This window comes from Mesorhizobium sp. L103C131B0 (assembly GCF_000502275.1).
Taxonomy (GTDB): Bacteria; Pseudomonadota; Alphaproteobacteria; order Rhizobiales; family Rhizobiaceae; genus Mesorhizobium.
Genome location: NZ_AYXC01000038.1, coordinates 1 through 21310 on the forward strand (window position 1 = coordinate 1; position 21310 = coordinate 21310).

Consider the following 21310-nt stretch of genomic DNA (forward strand, 5'->3'; position numbering starts at 1 on the left):
CCGTATACATGGCCGCAACCGACCTGTTCACCAAACCCGATCCGATACCCTTGACCCGCAGGAGCCATCCATACATGGGTTGAGGTCGGGCGAGTATGGCGGCAGATACCAAAGCCTGGCGCCTGCGGCGCGGATCATCTGCCGGATGGCGGCCGACTTGTGGGAGCCAAGATTATCCATGACGACGATGTCGCCGGGCTGGAGCACTGGCACGAGCTGCTGCTCGACATAGGCCCGGAAGCTCTCGCCGTTGATCGGTCCATCGAAGACGCAAGGGGCAGCAAGACGGTCGAGCCGCAGGGCGCCGAGGAAGGTCAGCGTGCGCCAGTGGCCGTGCGGAGCAAAGCCGCGCAGGCGTTTGCCGCATGGTCCCCAGCCGCGCTGCGGTGCCATGTTGGTCTTGATCCAGGTTTCGTCGATGAACACCAGCCGTTCCGGATCGAGACCCGCCTGCCAGGAACGCCAGCGTTGTCGTCGGCGGGCAACATCGGCGCGAGCTTGCTCAAGGGCGAATAGCGTTTTTTTTGAACCGCAATCCTTCGCGCCGCAGGAAATGCCATACCGTGTCGTGCGAGACCTTCACACCGCGCGCCGCAAGTTCGGCCTTCAGCCCATGCAGCGACAGATCGACGTCTGGTTGATCCGTTCCACGATGAACGCCCGGTGCGGCTCCAGAACACGCTTGCGGTGGCCGCCCATCTTACCCGGTGCCACAGACCCATTCGCCCGATAGCGCTGCGACCACTTCACCGCCGACGAAACCGCTACGCCAAAACGAGCCGCCACCGAGCGGCAGCTCTCGCCAGCCTCGATCGCGCCAACAACACGCTCACGTAGATCGTTCGAAAGGGAGCCGTCATCTGATGCTGGCCTCCGATCCAGCCAGCATCTTGAATCACAAAACCACTCTCATGGGAATCCCGCAGATTCAGTCAAAATCTGAACTGCTCTAGCGTTGTCAAATGGAAAGCGGCGGTGCGCGGCTTGATTCCCAAGATGCAGCCGATAGCCCAGGCTGACTTGCCGCGCGCGGCCCACTGCAGGCACTCATATTCGCGGGGTGTCAGCGAAATGCCATCCACTGTTCGATCACCCGGCAGCTTGCGGCGAACGAAAATGTGAAAACAGGTCGCCAAGAGTTGAAGAGCTTGTTCATACCGTTCAGCGACCCGGAGAAATGCCGGATTGGGCTCATCAGCGGCAAAACTAACCGCGGCAATGCAGCCGCGAAGATCGACAATCGGGATCGTCACGCCGCAGCAGATGCCGAACTGCGCCGCTTCTTCGAAAACCTGAGCCCCTGAAGCCTCGCTGCCCTTCAGATTGGATCCCCTCCGAAACGGGCATCCACCACAGCGTGCACGCACAATGACTGGGTCGGCACTCTGGTACCGGTTTTCAAGATAGCGTGCTGTCCAGGGCGCCGGATAATTGAGATCAGCGTGGGCCTGTCATTGGACCACCGTGGCAAGGAGAGGTAGGCAAGAGCGAGCAGATCGAGACCTGAGGCGATATCGGCCAGGGCGCAGCGGAGATCAGCCTCATCGGCGCTTTCTGAAAGCCGTTCCAAAATCTCTCGAAGACAGCTTGCACTTTTCTAGCCCCTACCTTGAACTCACCCCCGATCCACACGCTGCGAAGCGCTGCTACGGCGCATATCGCCGGGCAGACAGCGGGAAGACAAGCGGCCTAACTCTGCGGGAATGCAGCACGTCATAAAATCAGACCCAACGCCGCGAGTCGGCACGATGTCGCGCTAACTACGCTTCGAGACGTTTGCCAGAGCGCAATGCCGGCGGATGACTTCCTTTCCGCAACGTCGTTGACTGGAGATTCACCCGTCGGGGGGCAGGGCTATCGCATTTGAGTCATGAGCTGGAAGAGATAAGCATCGTTCCAGCCTGCGCGCATCATTTTGCCACGCATGGTGTCCTTTTTGCTGTCGGCGCGGAAAGTATTGAGGCAGAAGCGCCGCAGCAGAGCGAGGTTTTCGGGGCCGTGATCCTTTCTGGTCCGGCAGTCGTCCTCGCGGAAGATCACGTCGAGCTGCCAGTGCAGGCCATTCTCTACATCCCAGTGACGGCGCACGACGGCAAGCAGGTCGTTGGCCGACAACGGTCGCGAGAGCACATAGAGGCAGCACTCTTCCTGCCTTTTGCCGTCGATCCACACGCGTGCGCTTGACCTCGCCGATGGCCGCGAGGCCGGCAAAGCCGTGCTTGCGGCCAAGCCCCGGCGCACGCACGACACGCGCCGCCCGCCGCTCCAGGCGGCCGTGGCTCACCTCCTCGGTAACGGCCAGCGCCGCCTTGGGCGTTGGCCGGCCGGCGATGAGGCGCTCGGCATCGGCCAGAAGCAGCTTCTGATTGCCTTTCAAGGCCAGCACATAGCTGCCGCCGCGCCGCGTGATCTCCTCGGCCATCTGGGCCGAGCAATCCAGCGCATCGGCCGTAACCACGGCGCCGCGCAGGTCGATCAGGCGCAACAGTTCGATGGCCGCCTTGGCCTCGTTGCCGCTCTGCGCCGGCAACGCTGCCAACGTCATGCGCAGCTGCGCGCCCCAGGCCGACACCATCATGCGCGGCGCGAACTGGCGGCCCTTCTCGAAGGCGCCACGCATGGACTTGCCGTCGAGGGCGATCTGCCCCGCGCCACCGGCAGCGCTCGCGACATGGCGCATGCAGCCGGCGAAGGCCTCGGCGAACGCTGTCGGGACAAGCTTGCGAAACAGTGTCGAGAAGGTGTCGTGCGAGGGGATGCCATGCGCCAAAGCGAGCACTTGGCGCAGCATTGCTTCCTTCTCCTGCCCAAGGCGCCAGATGTCGGAGCAATTCTTCGCGCCGCACAACATCGCAGCGAAGGCAATGAACAGTATCTCGCAAAAATCGTGGCGAGCGTTCTGGTGGCGCGGATCGAGATGACCGAACACAGTCTGGATCGTTTCCATCGAGAGCTCCCAAATAATGGAGCCCTCCCAAGAATCCACAATCCGTCACTTGGCAAGCCATTTCCCATCTACTCAAATGCGATTCCCCTGCGTCGGGGGGAGGTGCGCTAGCGGGGCGTGCCGCACAAACATCGCGGTCATCGGGGAACCGGACAGCGCGGCACAAGTGATCTCCATGCGGGCTGTGATCGAGGGTAATCGAAGTACTCTCAGGGCCAAACGCGTTGAATCCGTCAGCTTCCATCGGATCGCCGCGACATTGAGATCCGGATAGATTTCCGAGTGCAGTGCCCAAACCCATGGTTTGATGAAATGCGCTATCTACCCTTACCGAGGCGCGACAATCCCTAACCTCGTCTCAACCCTCAATCTCCGACGCGCCGCAAACGCCCATCCAGCGATTGCAAATGGTGCCCTGCCGGTGGGGAGAACACCGGCAGGGGACGCCGCGCGAAGGTCGCGGCCGCATGGCGACCGGACGCGGCGGCGCGCTGGGCTTTGCGGTCAGTGAAAATCAGGCAGCCTTTTTCGACCGCGAGGCAGCCGCGGCGATCGACAATCGGGATCGTCAAACCACAGTTCGGCCGCTTCTTCGAACAGCCTCTGCTGAACCTGCGATGTCGCAAAGCCGCGCATATCCGATCCCCACCGAAACCGACATCCGCCGCAACGAGCACGAAAAACTGGATCGACTGTCTGATACCGGTTTTGCAGGTAGTGCGCGGTCCAACGAGCCGGATAGTTCGAGATCAGCTTGGGTTTGCCGGAAGGTTGCGGCGGTAAGGACAGATATGCAAAAGTGAGTAGATCAAGGCACGCGGCCGTACCAGCCATGGCTTCGCGGAAATCGGTTTCATCGACATTATGGTTCCCCTAATGCCGCCAGCTTTGCGCTGCGGCTATTGATCCAATCCCAAGCCTCCTGAGGCAGCCAACCCTGATAGTCGTCGCGGGTCACGCCGATCATGAGAAGTCGCTCTTGTCGACATTCGGTTCGAGACGGCTCCAGACGCCTTGCGCGTTCGGCCGGTATCAACCACTTCCCCAAAAAGTGCCACCAATCACCGCAGTTCTTGATAGGCCTCATGAAGCGCCGCGTAATTCTGACCCGGTCGCTTGAGGTCGTAGTTAATCGCGCAAATCACCGTCGGCCTCCTTGAGCCGATCGCACTTGAGGGTGGCGGGCCGAAGACCTCCGGCCCGCCATGAGGTCCGCCTACTTCTTGTTGGGACGTTGCGTGAGAGCCGATGCTGCCGCAGTCTTGGCAGCCTTGCTCGAGTTGGGGTTGCTGAGCACTTTCGCAGCCGCCGAAGCCGCCTTCGCGCTCGTAACTTCCTTATTCGCCATGTGAATCACCTCCTTTCCATTTCCTGGGACTGGCGTTATTGCCTGGCCTACCGCAGGCGACGCTTCACTTCTCGATGAGAGCCGGCGAACCGGCGACCTCGTACTAGAGAGCATCCAGCGCCGCCCCGCGAACCTTGACCGTGGGTCCGGAGCCCGTCTCTGGTTCACAGGCAGCAACGGGGCCTTCAGGCCAAAGGGCAGGTGCATCCTTCAACATCTCCGCGCGCCTTACGGGCGCGCGGTCCGCCTAAACCTCGATCGCGTGCTGTGCGGAAGCGAGTGCCTGGGAATTTGACTCATGGCCGGGAGTCCTAGCGTGGCCACCGTCTGCGTCAGGAGCATATTGCGCCCTCGGCCTTCAGCGCGCGATAGGTCGTATCGAGCGATTTCGCAGTCGCGTCGACGATGATGTCGATCTCTGTTCGCGTAATGATCAGAGGTGGGGCATAGCCGAGGATGTCGCCATGCGGCATGGCCCGCCCGATGACACCATTCTCAAACAGAGCAGCGGCGGCGCGCACGCCGACCTGAAGTCCAGGTTCAAATGGTACCCGCCTTTTAGGATCCTGCATCAGCTCTACGGCGGACAGGATGCCAACGCCGCGAACTTCGCCGACAATGGGATGGCCCTCCAGTTCGGCTCTCATGCGGGCATGCCAGTAGGGTCCGACATCGCGGACATGCTCGAGGATGTTTTTTTCCTTGAGTAGTTGAATATTGGCAAGTGCGGCCGCCGCGCAAAGCGTGTGACCAGAATATGTCCAGCCGTGGCCGAGAGGACCGTGCTTCTCCGTTCCTTCTTCCAACACCGACCAGACGCGGTCGCCGATGATTGACCCGGAAATGGGCAGGTAGGCGGAACTCAAGCCCTTGGCGATGGTCACGAAATCCGGACGCATGCCATACAAGTGGGAGCCGAATTTCTCACCGGTTCGCGCGAAGCCGCAGACCACTTCATCAGAGATCAGAAGGATATCGTACTTGTCGAGCACGCCTTGAATTGCCGTCCAGTATCCTTTTGGGGGCGGAACGATGCCGCCGGTCCCAAGTACCGGCTCTCCGATGAATGCCGCAACCGTCTGCGGGCCTTCAGCCAGGATAAGGGCTTCAAGTTCGTTAGCACAGCGCCGGGAGAACGCTTCCTCACTTTCGCCATCATGCGCTTGGCGGTAATGGTGCGGCGTCGTCGTATGGCGCACCAAATTCAGAGGCAGGTCGAAGAAATCGTGAAAGAATGGAAGGCCTGTCAGGCTACCGGTGACCAAGCCAGAACCGTGATATCCGCGATGCCGCGAGATGACCTTCTTCTTTTCAGGGCGGCCGAGAATGTTGTTATAGTACCAGACCAGCTTGATATTGGTTTCGTTGGCGTCGGAACCGGAAAGGCCGAAAAAGACCCTTCGCATGTTCTGTCCGAAATATTCGACCACGGCCTCCGCCAAAAGGGCGACAGGCTCGGTCCCTTGGCTCGCATAGACATGGGCGAACGGCAGCTCGTGCGCTTGCCGGGCGATGGCCTCGGCAATCTCCGTGCATCCATATCCCATATTGACACAGTAGAGCCCGCCGAAACCGTCGAGGCTCTTTCGGCCGTCCGTATCCCAGATGTACACGCCTTCTGCACCGGCTATAATCCGGTTTGGCGTCTCGCCGCGACTGTGCTTGGCCAAGTGCGTGGATGGATGAAAGACGAAGCTTTGATCCTTCTGCCGGAGTTGCTCGGTTCCCAGATTGCTCAAGCGCATCGTCCCTGTCCTCGTGATCAGTCGGCGGAGAACACTCAGCCAGCCGCCTCTTTAGCAATTAACATACCGGCAGACGCCTCTCGAGTTTCGCGGAACTGCATGTCTTTAGCCGACGAATTCGCGGTATTGGCGCCAATCGCCGTCGATAGCATGGCTCCGGTAGAGGACAGCCAGATTGAAGCCGCCAGCAGTCATCCACTCCTCCAACGGTGTTTGGTATCGAAGGCGATATTAACTAGCTGGGCTTCAAGGAAAAGTCCTCGCCAGGCTTTTTCCTCGGCGGCCTCGGTGCCGAAGGTTGCCTGGATGCCTTCGCGACGATCCGTGGCAGTGTCGGCTATGCCTTTGGCCGCTGGCTACCGTACGTCACCGTCGGCGTTGCATTGGGCGAAGTGGAGACTGATGGGCACGTCTTTGCTGAGAGCGAGCTCCAGACCGGCTATGCGGTCGGCGGGGGCCTTCAGAACGCGTTCAATAGCAATTGGACTGCACGCGCGGAATATCTCTATGTCGATCCTGGCAAGAAAGATTTTGGCTTCGATACCGTTCCATGCGACGTGAAGACGAACTACAACGTCGTTCGCGCCGCAATTACCTATAAGTTCTAAACGGCGGAAATCGCATCGTGTAACTGGGGCGGATGTTCAGCCTACTAGGTTCATGGGCTCAGGTGAGCATGCGAGCCAGACTATGGAGTTTTGACCATAGTCCTTGACGACTGCCGGACTCGCGCCAGAGTCCAAGCATGGATGACAATATTCGCAACGCATGGGCTGCCCTCAAGCTGGTTCGCATGGCAATTGAACAGACATGCCCCGCCGGAGTGCTGCCGAGAGGAAGCCGTCTTGCTGCTCTACGGCTCCGAACCCGTGCATGAGGGAGAGGCACTCGCCGAGGCGATCATCGAGACGGTCGAACGGCTGACCCGATATGCTACTCTTCTCGAAGCCCAGCAGCGACGCACTGCGAATGTGTCTGTGCATGCGACTTTCCCGATAACGCGATTTGCGACCTGTCGACGATTACATTGTGGCTACCTAAACGAAGCTAGAATTCGGTGACGAAAGTTACCAAGCGCCGCCATTTCCGGACATTGATGGCAGCCCTCCGAACCGTACATTCACCCACGACCGGAGCCGAACCTGACAACGTGGCGGTGTACTGACCGACGCGGCACGAACTACCAACGTATATTGGTAATGAATATAGCTTTTAGAACAGCTGCGCCTCCGCCATTTTGCTCAAACCGCGCCGCACCGCAAACTAGCCCGCCGGCCGAATGTCGGCAGGCTTTTTTAGCATAAGATGTTCGTATTTCTTCGCGAGCCCTCAGTGAACCTCTTGCAACTCGAGTAGCTGCCCCTCGTGGCCCCTGTAGAAAATCTGGACCTGCAAGCCGCCCGCATAATCCTCTACATCGAATGGTTCCACGGTGACTTTACTAACAACAAGGATGCAGACAACGTTGGTTGCCGGCTCCTCAATCGTGACCTCAAACTGAGGTACAGGGGGGTTAGACTTTGATTCTCCGGCGGCTTTCATCATAGCGTGGTGGCAGGGGGTCGGGGCCCAGATCTTCACTTCGCGAATGTGGAGGCCGTCTGGAGGTGGCGGTTGCCTGTCAACCCAACCCTTCGCATCACTGAGGTCAATGATCCCGACATCCTCAGCTAAAGCCGACATTGACAGAAACGAGAGAAAACTCGCGGCGATTGCCGCCTTCTTAAAAAACGTGGACAACAAACTTCTCCTCCGACTTTGAGTATTCTGATCATGAGAACCTGCGGTTTTTGAAAGCAATCTGCAGGGCACTTTATTAACTAAGAAAGCATACCGGCAAACGCCTCGCGAGTTTCGCGGAAATGTATGTCTTTAGCCGACGAATTCTCCGGATCGGCACCAACGCCGTGGAAACCAGGGCTTCGGGAGTTTACCGTTGACTTAGTGCGGACAAAGGGATTGGTGAATTGGATTTCACGGGCTTCGTCACGATAAGGCTGTAGTATTGATCGATCCCCAAGCCTGCCTGCAGCAGTCCCTCCATGAAATCCTGATAGGCAGCCATAGAAGGAGATGAAACGCGCATCAGATAATCGATCCGCCCCCCGATAGCCCAGCAGTCCAGGATTTCCGGGATCTCTTGGATCGCAGTCTCGAAGTTCCGTTGATCCTCCAGACGATGACGATCCAGAACCACCTCCACCATTATGCAGATCATGCCCCCGATGAGCGCTGGACTTAGTCGCGCGTAGAACCCCTCAACGATTCTTGCGGCTTGGAGGATACGGAGCCGTTCCGAACAGGCCGAAGCCGAAAGATGAACACGCTTTGCGAGCTCGCTTTTCGAAATCCGACCGTCTGACTGAATCTCGGAGAGAATCCGGACGTCCCAAGCGTCTAGGCGCACAGGATCAGATTTCGACTTCATGACCTTTTGCTCTCAAGCCGTTGTCGACAGCGCAATTCATGCCAACCAATATTACCATTAATGAAGTGATTGAATGTAGTGGACGGCATCCGTTTTCGGCTCGCAATGCCAGAGTGGGTTGTCGAAAGTCAGTGGAAGCGATCCATGGAGAAAGGCTGTAGAAGCAGTTTGGCTATCGCCTCGCGGCCTAACGGGTGATGACGCAACTGGAGAGTATAGTCGCCTTTCGGCGGAGACCTCCTCGTAAATAGATAGCGCATTTGTGATTCTCCTTTGCTTTAACTGATAGACACCCTCGACAGCATCCGAGCATTGATTGCGTGCACTGCATAGTCAGATGCAGTGCTTACATCGGCGCATTCGGCTTCGAGATGAATTAAACGCCCTTCTTATCTGGCTCCCCAAGGAGCTGGACACTGCAAAATGTCGCTCGTGTTACCGCTACGGCCCAGAATCCGGCGCTGAGATGGCCGGATCGCCGAAGACTAAACGCCGATGTTGCGTGCGATGCTGTCGGCCGCCATGCGCTTACGCCACTCAAGAGGCCCGGAATTGTGAATGGAGTTTCCCTCTACATCGACAGCCATAATGACCGGCATGTCCTGCACCTCGAATTCATAGATCGCTTCCATCCCCAGGTCTTCAAAGGCAACCAGCCGCGCCGCCTTGATCGATTTTGAAATCAGGTAGGCAGCGCCACCCACTGCGATGAGATAGGGCGTTTTGTGTCTAACAATCGACTCGATGGCCGCTGGCCCCCTCTCCGCCTTACCCACCATCGCGAAAAGCCCGGTTTCGGCGAGCATCTTTTCAGTAAAACCGTCCATGCGGCTGGAGGTTGTCGGGCCGGCCGGCCCGACGACCTCATCCCTCACCGCACGGACTGGTCCGACGTAGTAGATCACGCGTCCGCGCAGATCGACCGGGAGCGGCTTGCCGGCATGGATCAGATCGACCATTCGCTGGTGGGCGGCGTCACGGCCGGTCAGCATCTTTCCGGAAAAAAGAAGGGGTTCCCCGCAGCGCCACGATGCCGTCTGTTCCTTCGTGAGCGCATCGAGATTGACCCGACGGACGCCGGTCGTGTGCAAGTCCTCATGACCGATCTGGGGCCATTCGGAAAGGTCGGGCGGCTCAAGCCTAATGGGTCCAGAGCCGTTCAAGGTAAACTTCAGGTGCCGGTTGGCGGCGCATTGCGGAATGAGCGCCACGGGCTTGGATGCTGCGTGGGTAGGATAAGTCGCAACCTTGACGTCAACGACAGTCGTCAGACCACCGAGGCCCTGGGCCCCGATGCCCAGCCCGTTAATTCGCTCATAGAGCTCAATACGCAGTTCCTCCTCCGCGTTGGCAGGTCCCCTGGAAAGCAGTTCGGTCATGTCGATAGGCTCGTTCATGACCTCCTTGGCCAGCAGCATCGCCTTTTCGGCGTTACCGCCGACGCCGATCGAGATCAGTCCGGGCGGGCACCACCCGCTGCCAAGCGTCGAAACGGTGTCGACCACCCAGTCGGCAACGGACGCTCTGGGCTTAAGTGTGGCGAAACGCGCGTTGTTTTCGGACCCGCCCCCTTTTGCGGCGATGGTGATCTCAATCTGGTTGCCAGGCACGAGGTCGACGTGGACGACTGCCGGCGTGTTGTCACGCGTGTTCAACCGGCCGGCAAGCGGATCCGAGACGATCGAGGGTCGAAGGGGATTGTCGGCATCGAGATACGCTTGACGGACGCCCTTATTCACCAGGTCGGCGAAACTGGCCGTTGATCTGATGTGGACGCCCATGCCAACCCTTGCAAAGACCACCACGAGACCGGTGTCCTGGCAGATCGGGCGCCGTCCGAAGGCCGCCATGCGGGAGTTCAGCAAAATCTGCCCGATGGCGTTCTTAGCCGACGGACTCTGTTCGCGCGCGTATGCCTGCGAAAGATACCGGATGTAGTCGGGGGGATGGTAGTACGAGATGTACTGAAGGGCGTCGGCGACGCTCTTTGTGATATCCTTGCCGGCAATGGTCCGTGTGTCTTTATCCACGAAATCTCATCCAAATGATCCGACCCCGTTGACCAGTTTCAGGCTCTGGAAGCTCCGCAATCCCTGCTCGCCCCCTTCGTATCCATAGCCGCTTTGTTTGACGCCACCATATGGTGCATCTGCGGAAACCCCTTTCAGGTAATTTACACTGACAGCGCCTGCCGAAAGACCGCCAATCAGCGCCCGTTTCGCATCGGCGGCGCCGGTGAAGAAGTAGGCAGCCAAGCCATACTCGGTGGCATTGGCTTCTTCGATCGCCTCTTCGATCGTGTCGAACGGCGCCACTGTGAGGATCGGCCCGAACGGCTCGTCATGAAGCACTTTCGCATCCTTTGGCACCCCTGTCAGGATGGTTGGCGGCCAGTAAAAACCCCGCTGGTCGAGGCGGGCACCGCCGGTTTCGATTCGGGCGCCGCGATCGACAGCATCCTGGATCAGACGCTGCATGGCCTCGATTCGCCGCACGTTTGCCATTGGGCCCATCTCTGTCGCCGGGTCGTCCGGTGGGCCGATCTTGATCTTACCGGCGGCTTCCGTCATCCGCGACAGAAATTCCTCATAGAGAGGCCGCGCGACGAGGATCCTGCTGGGCGCATTGCAGCTTTGACCCGCGCACTCGAACTTGTATTCCGTGATTGCCGGTATGGCCTTTGCGAGGTCGGCGTCCTCGCACACAACGACCGGCGAGTGCCCGCCGAGTTCGAGGATGCACCGCTGCAAGTTATTCGCGGCGAGCTTGGCGAGCTGTTTTCCAACCCCGGTAGAGCCCGTGAAAGTTAGGACCTTGACGATCGGCGAGCTGAGGAGATGCCGGGATATTTGCACCGGCACGCCAAAGACGAGATTAACCACGCCGTCCGGAATACCCGCTTGTCGCAAGGCTTCGACGAAATGGACAGCCGCGCTTGGTGTCTCTTCAGCCCCCTTGAGGATCGCCGGGCAGCCTGCCGCCAAAGCAGGGGCGAGCTTGCGGGCGATGAGAACGGCGGGATAGTTCCAAGGCGTAAAGGCAGCAACGACACCAAGGGGCTCGGGGACGATCATTCGGTTCGGGCCCATCGGAATAGGGGCCGACAGCTCTTCGGCGTGCGTGCCGTTCCACTCCAGCGTCTCGACGGCGCGCGCGTACTCACCTGTCGCTTCGGCAATCGTCTTTCCCTGTTCGGTCGACAAATCCTTCGCTGCGTCTCCCACCTTCGTGGCAAGGATCCTGGCGGCCACCACAAGGATCTCGCCGCGCTCTTTTGCAGGCCTTGATGACCAAGACCGACGGCTTCGCTCTGCTGAAGCAAGGGCCTCGTCCAGATCCGAAGCCGACGCCGCGGCCACCGAGCCAAATACCTGCTCTGTCGCAGGGTTGATCACCGGCAGAGTGGTTGAGTCACTGCCGGCTCGCCACCCGCCATTGATGAAAAGCTGATAGGCCTTGGCGTTGGGCATCGCATGCTCCGCGTGACTGAATTCTTGCCAGTGCGAGACCAGCCGATATCAGGACCATGGGCTCGCCTCGCTGCAGTTTCATCGCGATTGTAACGCCCGGTCAAATATGGAATATCGACCAAAACCATCTCGAATACAGATTGATACGGCTCAGGCAGTCGCGGAGGAGCGGTAGCACCTGGAACTTGGTTTGAAGGATGTGCCTAAATCCGGTCCGGAACCGTGGCTGACCAGTGCTTGCCCTCGATCAAAGTCCTTACGACCTTGGGGATCAGCTTGCGGACTGCGGACACGGCTGGAGAGCGCTCATCTTTCGGGTTGACGGCAAGCACAACGGAACGGGTGATCACTGGATTAATGATCTTAACCGTGCGGACTTGGCCTTGAGACGCCTCTTTTTGAATGGCCGACGGGGTAAGGATGGAATACGCCTTTCCTTCCATGACCATACTGATGATCGTAGAAAGGGAGTCGACTTCGAATCTGACGTCCAGCACACAACCGTGTTGGGCAACGACATCAGCCACCGAACGCCTGACATTGTTGTTGCGCATGGGAACCGCCAGCGAAAACGCGTGCAGGTCGGCAAGCCGTATTGAATCTTCGAAAGGCGGTTGACCCGGCGGCACCACCAGGCAAAACTCTTCGCGGGCGAGCGCCGTCATTTGGCCCACGCTCTCGGCAGTGCGATACAGGACAGCCAGATTGAAACGGCCAGCAGCCATCCACTCCTCCAGCGGTCCCGTCATGCCCTCGATCATCTTAAGCGAGATCCTCGGCAATTCGCTTCTTACCGACTCAAGCAGGGGGCCGCTAAGGACGCGAGCGGCTCCGGACGGAATGCCAATGGTCACCTCTCCGGAAGGAGCCGCCACCGAGTTCGTCAGTTCGGCCTCAGTGAGCTGAATTTCCTTAAGGATGATCCGCGCGCGCTCAAGTAGCTTGTCTCCGGACGCCGTGACGCTGACACCCGTCCTATCGCGAACCAGAAGCTGAGTGCCGAATGCTTCCTCCAGTTGACGCACATGCAGGCTTAGAGCGCTTTGAGCAACGTTGAGGGTCGCAGCTGCCTTCGTGAAACTGCCGGCCTCGACGACGCCGACAAAGTATCTTAACTGCCTGATGTCCACGATGAACAAATCCAACTGGGGCATGTTCCCCAGTGCTTCCACATCTATCTCGAAACGAGATGGCAGGCAAGTAATAACCGTCGGACCATGGCTCGAAAAACAGCCTGTCCGGCCGCTGACTTGAAGGCTCAGTTGTCGCTCGCGAGAGCCAGAATCTCGTGGGCGCGCCGCACCACCGGGGGATCAATCATATTGCCATTCAACGAGAATGCAGACAGGCCACGTATGGCGGCATCGTTTTCCGCCGCAACAACGCGACGGGCCCACTCCAATTCCTGCCCGCTTGGCGAGAAAGCCTGATTGAATATGGCCACCTGCGTCGGATGGATCGCCAAAGCTCCGGTAAAGCCGAGCCGCCGCGCATGCCCTGCGGCTTCACGAAGTTTCTGCGTGTCCGAGAACTCGCCGATGCTTCCTATGAAGCCTAGCGGGAGTAAGCCGGCCGCACGGGCGGCAAACAAAACATAAAGGTTTGGCGTCAAGAGAAGGTCAAATTCCGGGGTGCCGCCAACAGCGGTACTGAAATCTTCAGGACCAAGCGCCATTGCGACCATCCTGGGATGTGCCGACGCAATGGCCGCAAGCCTGTGCAAGGCGCCCGGGGTCTCGATCTGAGCAAGGAACCGGATGCGTCCCGGCGCAAGATTTCTTTCCCGTTCAAGTTCCAGAACCGCACTCGCGATCTCTAAAACCCACTCTGCCGAATCCGTCTTCGGAAGAACCAGTGCGTCAACACCCGCCATCACGGCTGCATCGAGATCGGCCGCCAAGGCGCGCAAACCACGGTTCACGCGGACCAAAACAGATGCGCCCTCGCGCCCTACCTTTGCCACGAATTCAGGAAGCTGCCGCCGTGCCTCGCCCTTTTTATCTGGGGGAACGGAATCCTCGAGGTCGAGAATGACGCCATCTGCACCCCGCTCATGCGCCGTCTCCACAAAGCGCGGAACGTGAGCGGGTACGAAGAGCAGGGATCTCCAGCGTGGTACAGACATCGCGCTTTCAACGGCCGCAAAGGTGTCCTTGGTCATGGAATCGCCTCTGCGATCGATCTTAGCGAGCGTGGCGGCAGTGAGCAGCTGGATGGCCGATCGCTGAGATGATCCGAAGTAGACAGGCTCTTCGTAAACCGCGAGCGCATACCTTGCTCAGACGCGCTCACGCTGACGCGGCTCTTTCGCGCAAAAGCCCCAGAACCTCCTCGCGGACAGCCTCGGTATGATCGCCAAGAGCCGGAACTGGGCGCAGCGAGGGCCGCTCCGAGTTGAAAATCGCCGCCGGCGCTATCGTCTGAACGATTCCTTCGGGTGTGCCAACCTGCACCCTGCGAATGTGCGGATGCCTTGAAACATCCACCAGTTCGTTCAGTCGGCCATATGCCAAGGCGGCCGCCTCAAGCTCCTGCATTGCTTCGTGGCAGGATAGTTCAGAAAACCGCCGTTCAATGATCTCATCAAGTTGCACCCGGTGACCGAGGCGCTCCATATTGTCGGCAAAACCAGGTGCGCGTGTGAGCGCCGGCTGCTTCAGGAACTTCTCGCAGAAATTCACCCATTCGCGGTCATTCTGAATTGACAAGATGACCTCTTTGCCATCCGCACAACGATAGGCGCCATACGGCGCCAGCGACGGGTGTTTCACGCCCGCGCGTACCGTATGGTAGCCGCTATAGTCGTTTTGCAGAACGGGCACGCTCATCCAGTCAGCGACGGCATCGAACAGTGACACCTGAATGCTGGTACCTTCGCCGGTGATCTTGCGGTGATACAGCGCCTGAAGAATCGCACTGTGCGCTGTCATGCCCGCCGAGATGTCGCAAACTGAGACCCCTACACGCGCAGGCCCATGCTGGTTACCGGTGATCGCGCATAGACCTGTTTCAGCCTGGACGATGAGATCATAAGCCTTCAGATGGGAATATGGACCTATCTCCCCGAAACCAGAAATGTCGCAGGTGATCAGCCGCGGAAAACGTCGACGGAGACCCGCAGAAGCGAAACCCAGTTTTTCGATGCTGCCCGGTTTCAGATTCTGGATAAAGACGTCAGCATTGGCAATGAGCGTGTCGAGGACCTCGCGGTCCATCTCCAATCTCAGGTCCAGACAGACCGACTCCTTACCCCGGTTGAGCCAAACAAAGTAAGCGCTCTGTCCCCGCACCAACTTGTCGTAGTTTCGGGCAAAGTCACCTTCGGACCTTTCGACCTTGATCACCCGGGCGCCGGCGTCCGCAAGACGAGACGATGCATAAGGCGCGGCCACGGCCTGCTCCACGGCTACGACAGTGATCCCCTTAAGTGAGTTCTGCATGCGACACCGTGCTTTTCATCCAACGTTTTCGGTTTGAGCTCGACGACGGCTCAGCATCGCCAGCAATCGGTTCTGTTCGTTCCCGACGATGGAAAACGCCTCGTCGACGCCCATTCCGGGCTTTGCGAGCATCATGTCGGCCCGGGTTGCGACCGATACGTGGACAGAAGCTTGGGCGGAGAGATCTGTCTCGGTACAGCTGCCTCCAACATAGGCGCCGACTTTATTCGCTTTGCAAAGGAGAACGGCACGCGCTGTGTCGGCGATTGAGCCGACATCGGGCGTCTTAATTTGGACGAGATGCGCGGCCTTCGCTTCGGCAAAGAGCCGAATATCCTCAAGCGTATTGCATCTCTCATCCACGACAATGCGCGCGCCGGAACCCCGGTTGTCCAAAATCGATACGATCTTGGCGTAGTTCTCAATTTGCGCTTGCGTCGAACCAAAATCCGCTGGGAACTCGATGTTGAGCGTGAAATCCGGAACGGTATCTGCAACCTTGCAGATAAAGTCGGCGATGCGTTGCGGCTCCAGGCCGATTTCCTGACCGATCCAGCCATACACATCGAAATGCAGCACCGGATGATACCTCGGGCGGCCGATTTGGCGCGTACGCGTTGCAACCCACTTCACGAACTCCATGAAGAGCTTGCCGTCGACGCCGAATTTCTGCCTTGAGTTGATCAGGCCGTGGGGAAGCACATCCACGGACTTTAGAATCATCTTGTCCACGCTGATTTCGCGCGCATCGCCGCTCTGGCAATAAATCGGGACCCTGAGCGTCGGCAGCGGTAGGTTAAATTCACTGCATACGATCTCCGCCATCGTCGTACGGTGAAGATGGGCCGCTGCACGAAGGAGCGCCTGGCTGACGCCATACTCAATCGCGAGAGGTAGTCGCTCATGTTCGTGAAGCTCGAGAACCTTCGCGCAGGCATCAAGATACCGAGATGCATCGACGTCCAGAAGCCGCGGGACCACAACCCGCGACGTCAAATCCGAGATTTGATTGGTGTCGAACAGAGGACCGCGTCCCCCGGCGCCAGAGTACTGGACGTTCATCATGTCGCCCCAAACAACCGTGCCGTCAGAAAGAACGAGCCCGACGCTGAGCGAAGATGCCGGAATGCGAATCGACTTAAACCCAGGCGTTGTCGGTGCGCCGACATAGATGAAGCCGTTCTGGATTGCGCCGGACTTAATGGCTTCCTGATCATCATAGAAGAATGCACCGTTGCCAGGCGCCAACAAGACATCTTTGATTTGCACTTCGTTTCGCTCGATTTGTTCCAAAAGCAATTGTGGCCTGGCCAACTATGCGTCACATGCCAACGAGTGTGCCAATATAAAGTCGGAGGTGGTGCCATCTCGTTTCCAGATGGAGGCACTTGCCGACGCTCAACAGTCTCTCGGAGACGATGCTGAGTCCTGAATACCAGTCTCGCCGGTAAGCAGAATGGACCTTGACGTTTGCGAGATCTGGTCAGGTTCAAGGCGTTGCATAAAAGCATTTGGTTGCTAGATGTTTGCTTAGCCACCTAGAAACATTTGTCAGCGGCACCAGCCTAGCACACCGGGCTCCTGTAGGGTCAATGCGCGACGAATGTCTTTCAGACTATGGTAGAAGCGGTCGAGATAGCACCTTGCCGACTTCGTTTCGGCCCACAACTTCGGCCGCAGGCTCCAAGAAAAAGGCCTCACGCCCTATGAGATCATCTGAAGCCTTGGGCCACACAAACCTGAACGCTTCAAGCTTAATCCGCTCCAGCAAATGCCGGGACTAACCATCTAGCAGGCTGTTGAAAAAGGGGCTCGCGGTTGGGGTAGCTCCGTGATTCACTCATTTCGCGAGAATGCGGAGGGTGAATCGTGCGCGGCGGCGACAATCGAACTGGCGAGTTGTTCAGCTACGTTGATCTCGAGGCGCGGGTTCGGCGCGATCATCCACTGCGCGCGATCCGTCGGATAGTGAATGAGGCGCTGGCAGCGTTAGAGCGGGACTTCGCGGCGCTGTATTCGCCGATCGGGCGACCTTCGATCCCGCCGGAGAAGCTGCTCAGGGCAATGCTGTTGCAGGCGTTCTATTCGATCCGCTCTGAACGGCTTTTGATGGAGCGGCTGGAATACGACCTTCTGTTCCGCTGGTTCGTCGGCATCGGCGTTGACGACGCGGCCTGGGATCACTCGGTCTTCTCGAAGAACCGCGACCGGCTGCTGGAGGGCGACATCGCGGCGAAGTTCTTGAACGCTGTCCTGGCGCAGCCCAAGGTGAAGAAGCTTCTCTCCACGGATCACTTCTCAGTCGACGGCACCTTGATCGAGGCCTGGGCGTCGATGAAGAGCTTCAAGCGGAAGGACGGCTTGGATGAGCCACCGTCGGGTGGCGGGCGCAATGAGGAGGCGGACTTCCATGGCCAGAAGCGCTCGAACGAGACGCATGCCTCGACCACTGATCGTGATGCTCGGCTGTTCCGCAAGGGGAAAGGCAAGGAGGCCAAGCTCAGCTTCATGGGGCACGGGCTGATGGAGAACCGGCATGGTCTTCTGGTTGATGCCTGCCTGACGCTGGCCGACGGGCATGCCGAACGAGTGGCGGCTCTGCACATGATCGAACCCCGCGCCGAGCGACCGCAAGCCATCACCCTCGGCGCCGACAAGGCCTATGACGCGGAGGACTTCATTAACGAGTTGCGCTCGATGAAGGTGACGCCACACGTGGCGCAGAACACGAATGGGCGCCGTTCCGCTATAGATCGTCGCACGACCCGGCACGTCGGCTATGTCGTCAGCCAGCGCATCCGCAAACGCATCGAGGAGGCGTTCGGCTGGATCAAGGTCATCGCAGGTCAAGAGAAGACGAAGTTCCGCGGTCGCGACCGCGTCGGATGGGCCTTCACCTTCGCGGCTGCCGCCTACAATCTGGTGCGGCTGCCCAAGTTGATCGCGGTGCCGACATGAGCGCGCCGGCGGACTGCAAGCTGATTGACCGCTGGCATATCGTCGAGGCCGATCTGTGGGATTGCGGCTATCTCAGCCTCTGCGGTCCCGCCATGGTCACCATCGGGGCCGACAACACCGGTGAGATCGCCTTTGGCGCTCTGCAAGCCAGCCTCGATCTCAACTACGGTCCCTCGATGGTATTCTTCACATGGGCCGGCTTCGACGAAATGGACGAAGCCACTGGTGATGGCTCCGCCGAACTACTCGACGACGGCTCCATCGAGATCACATTCGCCTATCACAATGGCGATGAGGCCATCCTCAAAGCCAAACGGGACACTTCTTCAACAGCCTGCTAGTGTCGGTGCCAGCCACCCTCGACTCAGTGCATCCGGCGTCCGGACATGGTCGAGGACGTGCTCTACGACCGTTCGGTCGTCAGTGGAGGCGTGGCAGCCTCAGGCCCATTATGCGGCCGCCATTGATCAGGATCGATTCTGGGAGCACCCGTACGACCCAGCGCCACGTCGGGGGTTCGGGCTCCGGTACCTTCGCCTCCGATATCGGCTGAACCAGCAGCAGACCAGGCGCCACCGGACGGAGCACCGCTTCGAGCTGGGCGAAGGAAGAGTGGATGCGAAGCCGAGCCGCATCTGCTTCGAGCACTATCTCGGCTTCTAGCGCTAGGGTGGGGTCGCCGTAGCGGCCAGCGGCGTTAGCGGGCACTGCCGGGGCGACGTCGTCGAGGCGACGATAGCGCCGCTTGCGACCGAACCAGTCGCCATCGATATCACCATCCGGTCGCGGAATGAGACGAAGCGAGCCTACGTTGCGCTGGAGTAAGCGTTCGAACACTCCTGGCTCCACCTCCTCGATCTCATCGCCGCTCAACACGGGAACACCGTTCTTGAGGGCAATTGCGAAGACGTCGTCCGTCGTCTCGTCGCGATAAAGGCCTGTCGCGGCGGCAAAGCGTGCACTGGCTGCCGTGGAATGTGGAGGACCAGGGGGCAACCCGAGCACCGCGTCGACGATGCGCCGAGCCATAAGAAATGGCGCGATGTCGTCGGTATTCGCCACGATGATAATGTCGAGGCCCAAATCGGGGAAGCGTACGCCCTCCGACTTGGCCCCTGCCATCGTCCCACCATGGCCGATGCTGCGATAGCCTCGATAGGTGCTCATGTCCAGGCCGAGCCCATATGGGCTCGGACGCCCATTCACCATTGCGCCCGATTGAGCCATCCGCGCCAACTCCGCCGCGCCTACCTTCGGGTCGTTCAAGTTGGTGAGCCAGATCAGCATATCGTCGAGCGTCGAGACGATGGCGCCATCGCCGTTGGCTTCATAGCCAGACCAAAAGGCGCGGCGCCAAGTACCGTCTGGCCCTTTAGTATGGTGGTCGGCAAGGTTGGGAAGAATTTCGTCGTCATGCTTCATCATCCGGGTGTCACGCATGCCGAGAGGACCGGTGATCCTGTCGTGCAGAAGCTCGTTGTAACTGCGGCCGGAGACCTGCTCGATCACCTGTTGGAGCAGCAGGAAGCCGGTGTTTGAGTAGCTTAGATCATCGCCGGCCGGGAAATTCACCGCAGCATGCTCGCGCAACATCCGGAGCTGCAGCGTGACCGGCGTCGGCGACAATGGCGATTGGCCAACCAACGCCATGATCTCGAAGTAGTCTCGCAGGCCCGAAACGTTTGCGGCTAGGTGCTGCAAAGTTATCGTGCGCGGGAATTCGGGCAGCCAGGGCAGGTGTCGCCGCACGTCATCCTGAAACGACAACTTACCCTCAGTCTCCAGAATCATGGCCAGCAGCACCGTGAACTGCTTGGTCTGCGAACCGATGCGTATAACGCTGTGTCCCGACAGCGGAATGGTATGCGGCAAATGGGCCAAGCCATAGTAACCACGATGGATCTCGCGCCCGTCCCGCCGCACCGCCACCACGGCGCCGGGGGAGTCCGCCTTGGCCCAAGGTGCGAACAACGCATCGATTCGCACGGACAGATTTGCGCTCGAACCGCAACTATCCTCGAGTGCCGGCATTTGGTTTTCAGTCATCAATATTCCTCAGCAAATTATTCGCGTCAGGCCCCATTTCACACATGGGGAACGTAGCACCCACTGGCCGGGCCGCGAATTTTAACAGCGTCCATTGGCCGATATGCGCCGATCAACCTTTGTCAACGCAGGAAATCAGCGAATTCTCGCTGCCTACGCACAAGAGGCGGCACTCGCCATAAGGGAGTAGGAGATCTCTCGGTCTGCGCTGGTCAACGGAGGTCGGGCTGGGCGCGACATGCAGGTGCTTTTGATGGTTGGTTTGAATTGCTAGGATCCGGTTGCGGAGCCGCGGATTTCCGGCGCAAAGGTCACGGCCGGCTGTAGGTTACTGGCGTCGAACTTGAGTTAATACTGCATCTGACCTGTTGACGCGTTCTTTCTTGTGATGGCGGCAACTCCAGGCTATTCGTGGGGCCGCTGCAGGGTGAACCCTCGAGTGAGCATCCCATGGGACGGACGAGGTCCGGCGCGAATGTGCCCAAACTGTTGGTCTATGATACCCGGATGTTGCTGACGATCGTACCCATCGCGACGGTCATTAGCCCATATCGTCGGCGTGATGGTCCGGCATTGGTATGCTGTGGTCATCGCAGCGGCGCCCCGAACTCGTACAAACGCCATGGATACCGCGATCAGTCACGGCGCGAGCCTTGTCTCGACAAGTCGAATCCAGAAGGAGGTCCCGTACAAGATGGCATCGTCGTTGAAGTCGTAAGCTGGATGATGCAATCCGGCACTGTCGCCGTTTCCACAAAGTATGTAAGCGCCCGGAAGGGCATCCAGCATGTAGCCAAAGTCCTCCGCTGCCATAATCGGCTTGATCGTTTGGACATTGGCTTCTCCTACTAGCCTAGGGCGTGTCCTCAGTTAGGGGATTCCCAAATCAGTCTTTGAGTGATTCATAGGCGGTCGGTTTGATTTGGGG

The 21310-nt window shown here is 58.9% G+C and carries 15 protein-coding genes and 4 pseudogenes; 3 read left to right on the plus strand and 16 right to left on the minus strand.

Annotated features, from left to right (window positions below; translation table 11 throughout):
- Positions 1-75: 75 nt before the first annotated feature.
- The 6 genes and pseudogenes from X730_RS1000000167060 to X730_RS136125 all read right to left on the minus strand — a co-directional run.
- Positions 76-882 (minus strand): annotated as a pseudogene (locus X730_RS1000000167060) (IS630 family transposase); the annotation flags it as partial.
- Positions 883-932: 50 nt separating this feature from the next.
- Positions 933-1082, minus strand: coding sequence for a helix-turn-helix transcriptional regulator (locus X730_RS1000000168935; RefSeq protein ID WP_023827742.1), 150 nt, complete (start codon positions 1080-1082; stop codon positions 933-935).
- A 96-nt stretch (positions 1083-1178) separates the two neighbouring features.
- Positions 1179-1373: pseudogene (locus tag X730_RS1000000168940) on the minus strand (autoinducer binding domain-containing protein); the annotation flags it as partial.
- A gap of 481 nt (positions 1374-1854) precedes the next feature.
- Positions 1855-2947 (minus strand): annotated as a pseudogene (locus X730_RS00795) (ISAs1 family transposase).
- Between the two features lie 504 nt (positions 2948-3451).
- A complete protein-coding gene (locus X730_RS1000000167065; RefSeq protein ID WP_245261453.1) occupies positions 3452-3781 on the minus strand; it encodes an autoinducer binding domain-containing protein in 330 nt (109 codons plus the stop codon).
- Between the two features lie 846 nt (positions 3782-4627).
- Complete coding sequence (locus tag X730_RS136125) at positions 4628-6040, minus strand: aminotransferase (RefSeq protein ID WP_023827747.1); 1413 nt, start codon at positions 6038-6040, stop codon at positions 4628-4630.
- A 320-nt stretch (positions 6041-6360) separates the two neighbouring features.
- Between X730_RS136125 and X730_RS1000000167075 the strand changes: the two genes are divergently transcribed.
- Positions 6361-6648: an outer membrane beta-barrel protein gene (locus X730_RS1000000167075; RefSeq protein ID WP_245261455.1), complete on the plus strand. Its 288-nt coding sequence runs from the start codon at positions 6361-6363 to the stop codon at positions 6646-6648.
- Between the two features lie 721 nt (positions 6649-7369).
- Here the strand turns inward: X730_RS1000000167075 and X730_RS136115 are convergent.
- From X730_RS136115 to X730_RS136080, 8 genes are all read right to left on the minus strand, one after another.
- Positions 7370-7780 (minus strand): hypothetical protein, encoded by a 411-nt coding sequence (locus tag X730_RS136115; protein ID WP_155922549.1) that lies wholly within the window; start codon positions 7778-7780, stop codon positions 7370-7372.
- Positions 7781-7970: 190 nt separating this feature from the next.
- Positions 7971-8468 (minus strand): Lrp/AsnC family transcriptional regulator, encoded by a 498-nt coding sequence (locus X730_RS136110; RefSeq protein ID WP_023827752.1) that lies wholly within the window; start codon positions 8466-8468, stop codon positions 7971-7973.
- A 485-nt stretch (positions 8469-8953) separates the two neighbouring features.
- Positions 8954-10498, minus strand: coding sequence for a fumarate hydratase (locus tag X730_RS136105; protein WP_023827753.1), 1545 nt, complete (start codon positions 10496-10498; stop codon positions 8954-8956).
- A 6-nt stretch (positions 10499-10504) separates the two neighbouring features.
- Positions 10505-11938, minus strand: coding sequence for an aldehyde dehydrogenase family protein (locus X730_RS136100; RefSeq protein ID WP_023827754.1), 1434 nt, complete (start codon positions 11936-11938; stop codon positions 10505-10507).
- A 203-nt stretch (positions 11939-12141) separates the two neighbouring features.
- Positions 12142-13068, minus strand: a complete 927-nt coding sequence (locus X730_RS136095; RefSeq protein ID WP_031197498.1) for a LysR family transcriptional regulator — start codon at positions 13066-13068, stop codon at positions 12142-12144.
- A 128-nt stretch (positions 13069-13196) separates the two neighbouring features.
- Complete coding sequence (locus tag X730_RS136090) at positions 13197-14099, minus strand: CoA ester lyase (protein WP_023827756.1); 903 nt, start codon at positions 14097-14099, stop codon at positions 13197-13199.
- A 127-nt stretch (positions 14100-14226) separates the two neighbouring features.
- Positions 14227-15378, minus strand: a complete 1152-nt coding sequence (locus X730_RS136085; RefSeq protein ID WP_023827757.1) for a CaiB/BaiF CoA-transferase family protein — start codon at positions 15376-15378, stop codon at positions 14227-14229.
- Positions 15379-15393: 15 nt separating this feature from the next.
- Positions 15394-16647: a methylaspartate ammonia-lyase gene (locus X730_RS136080; protein WP_031197499.1), complete on the minus strand. Its 1254-nt coding sequence runs from the start codon at positions 16645-16647 to the stop codon at positions 15394-15396.
- Between the two features lie 600 nt (positions 16648-17247).
- On the opposite strand from X730_RS136080, the gene X730_RS136075 reads away from it, so the two are divergent.
- Both X730_RS136075 and X730_RS136070 read left to right on the plus strand, forming a co-directional pair.
- Entirely contained in the window at positions 17248-18336 is a 1089-nt protein-coding gene (locus X730_RS136075) for an IS5 family transposase (RefSeq protein ID WP_023827759.1), read from the plus strand.
- Positions 18333-18677 carry a hypothetical protein gene (locus tag X730_RS136070; protein WP_019859992.1) on the plus strand — a complete coding sequence of 115 codons (345 nt, stop codon included), beginning with the start codon at positions 18333-18335 and terminating at the stop codon, positions 18675-18677. The genes X730_RS136075 and X730_RS136070 overlap by 4 nt, the downstream gene beginning before the upstream one ends.
- Positions 18678-18756: 79 nt before the next feature.
- Here X730_RS136070 and X730_RS136065 read toward each other — a convergent pair whose 3' ends face one another.
- The gene (locus tag X730_RS136065) at positions 18757-20382 is read right to left on the minus strand and encodes a serine hydrolase domain-containing protein (protein ID WP_023827760.1); all 1626 of its coding nucleotides are present in this window, start codon (positions 20380-20382) and stop codon (positions 18757-18759) included.
- A gap of 639 nt (positions 20383-21021) precedes the next feature.
- Positions 21022-21234: pseudogene (locus X730_RS1000000167080) on the minus strand (M20/M25/M40 family metallo-hydrolase); the annotation flags it as partial.
- Positions 21235-21310 lie beyond the last annotated feature (76 nt).